The sequence below is a fragment of the Gemmatimonadota bacterium genome (genome assembly GCA_026706345.1).
In the GTDB taxonomy this organism is placed as follows: Bacteria; JAAXHH01; JAAXHH01; order JAAXHH01; family JAAXHH01; genus JAAXHH01.
Window position 1 is genome coordinate 1 of sequence record JAPOYX010000054.1, and the last position, 2,750, is coordinate 2,750.

Consider the following 2,750-nt stretch of genomic DNA (forward strand, 5'->3'; position numbering starts at 1 on the left):
CCCGACTTCATAGTTGGTGACGCTCTCCGGCTGATAGGTCAGCAGGGGGGCCAACTCGGGCGCCCTGGTCACATTGAGTTCGTCGTTGAACGAGCCTGACAGGAACCCCTGGGCGATCGTCCCGTAGACCATGCCCTCATCGAAGTTTCGCGTCAGGCTGATCGCCGGGGTCGTCGCGCTGAAGTCCGCCGAAGTATCGTTGTAGAACCCGGCGTCAAAAATGGAATCGTAAGTCAGGATATAGTCCGGCGTGCAGAAGCCTGAACGGGGCGGGTCGCCAGGTCCGCCGAACCTGCAGGTTCCCGGCACTGTCTCGAGCTCTACCAGGTTGAACACCCGGGTCTCGTCCGTGTATCGGGCCCCAAGGTCCAGCGTCCAGGCATCGGTCAGGTCGATGGTGACATGACCGAAAAAGGCCGTGGACTCGGTGCCGATGTAGCCGCTCATCCCGGCGGGAAAGGGGCCGGGGCCCGAGAAGGTTCTCGGACTGGACAACCAGTCGAACTGTGTCCCGCCATCGGGCATGCATGTGATGGCAGCTCCCGAGCCCGGATCGCTCAGCGCGGCAAAATTTGCCAGGGTCTTCCGCAGGCAGTCGCCCTGACCTGCGAATGTCTCGTCATCGAACAAGTGGGCGCCCACCACGAAGTCCACGCGCTCGTTGGCTGCGGCGGTGACCAGGAATTCGAAACCGGCCGTCTCGCGAACGGTCCCGGGACCCGGAAACGGTGGCGTCCCGATGGCGTCGATCTGAATGACGGAATAATCCCTGTCCTGATAGTAGTTATAGTCGGTTTCGTGGGTCGACGCGATGACCTTGATATTGAGATTGTCCAGTCCCCCGATTTCGCCGGCCGAATCCCACTGGCCCGTCGCGTTGAAGTTCGTGTTGTCCAGCTCGAGCATGGACGCTTTCTCGGCCGAAGTCACGAAATCGCCCATCGCGTTGTCGGTGTTGCAGGCCTCCCAATAATCGAGCACGGCGCCCGGATAGAGCCGCTCGACATGTCCGCCGGTGTTGACCCGGTACTGGTTGGGAGGGCCTTCCTCCACGGGGACGCCGTTCACGAGCACCACGTCGCCATTGGAAGGTCTTCCGAACCTGTAGGTGCCGCCCCACTGGCCAACGCCGTTTTCGTAGACCGGGCCGTTATAGATCTGTGCGGGACGAACAACCACGCCATTAACCGTGACCTCCTTGGCGAGATTATCGACTTGCCCCTGCGTCGGGCGCGCCCGGCACTGGCCCGGCGCATTATGATCGTCCTGGTAGTTGCCGCGGAATCCCAAATCGACGGTCCAGTTATCGTCCGGCGTCAGCCGGAGGGCGGCGGTGAACGCAGTCAGGTCGGTGGCGCCCCAATCCGAATCCAGGGTCCGGTTGTAGTAGAAGCCGTCCGAAGACTCCTTGGAAGCGCTGAAACGCGCCGCCGCGATATCGCTCAGCGGGATGTTCACCATGCCGCGGAAATCAGCCTGACCGAAGCCCCCGATGCGGGCCAGGGCGCTGCCTTCGAACTCCGGTGCGGGCTTGGCGCTGACGATATTGATCGCGCCGCCCGTGGTGTTCTTGCCGAACAGCGTGCCCTGGGGGCCCCGCAACACCTCGATCCGCTCGATGTCCACGGTGTTGAGCATGTTGCCCACCGTGTTGGGCAGATAGTGGCCGTCGATATAGACGCCGGCGCCCACGGGCGCCAGGCTGAGGGGCGTGTCGTTGCCGATACCCCGAATGTACAGGGCGGTGACGCCGCGCCGGCCGGTATTGGTGAAGTTCACGTTGGGCACGTAATCGGTGATGTCCATGATGTCGTAGATGCCCTGGGCCTGCATGGCGTCGGCGGTGATCGCCGCCACCGACAAGGGCAGGTCCTGTAGGCTTTCCTCGCGGCGCCTGGCCGTGACCACGACCTCCTCCAGCATGGCCTGCGCGGACGCGGACTGCTGGGCTTTGGCCACTTCCCCCTGTGAGAAAAGAAGCGCCCCTGCCGCAAGCCCCATCGTGCCCAAGATAACCTTGTTAAATTTCACATCCGCCTCCCTTGAACTGATGTTGGAGATATACAACTTTGGTTGGTTGCAACACCGCAGAATAGATATATGAAAAAATTGCCTTAGTCAATGCCCGCGCATTAAAACACGACCACAACGGCTGTGCAATCGTTTGCACTTAGCCTGGAAGCGATGCTTTACCGGACGCCGGATTCAGGTCGATATTCAATATGAAACGCAACCAATTCGGGTTCCCTTTGCCGGAAACGGTTTACAACCAATTGAAATAAAAGCCCTTTTTATTTACCTCGCCGAACGAGCCGACAAGTGAGCCAGGCCTCGCCATGGCGGGAACCGGCCTGATCGTTGCGAAAAAGGAACAAATACCGGGAGGGCTGCTTTTGCCGAAAACACCCCGACCGACATGCTCCATAGCGCGCCTGAACCTGCCCGCCGGCAGCCTGCTTGGCTTGCATTGGCCCACGAATTCGATATTCTCGATATTGAGCTGGCAATGTCGAGAGGGGAATTCCGGCGCCGCCCGACGCGGCTTCCATGATGACCGAGCTGTCCCCGAAAATCGCCGCAGACGGGAATTCGGCTTTCAGTTCAGGCATTCCTTCGAGCGTTAGCGAGCCGCTCTCGCGTTGAAGCCGCCCGATGGAGGGGGGCTCGCCCACTGCGGGCTCCTTCCTTGTGCGGGGCTCGCCCTGTCGAGTTTGCTAAAGCGCCTCATACAGGATGCGCCCGTCCACCAT

Annotated in this window: 2 protein-coding genes; both read right to left on the reverse strand. The window is 60.9% G+C overall.

Annotated elements, in window-relative coordinates:
• The coding region (locus OXG98_04775) for a TonB-dependent receptor (protein MCY3771317.1) at positions 1 to 2,031 on the reverse strand (2,031 nt) is incomplete at its 3' end.
• A 260-nt stretch (positions 2,032 to 2,291) separates the two neighbouring features.
• A complete protein-coding gene (locus tag OXG98_04780) occupies positions 2,292 to 2,672 on the reverse strand; it encodes a hypothetical protein (GenBank protein MCY3771318.1) in 381 nt (126 codons plus the stop codon).
• Positions 2,673 to 2,750: the final 78 nt, after the last annotated feature.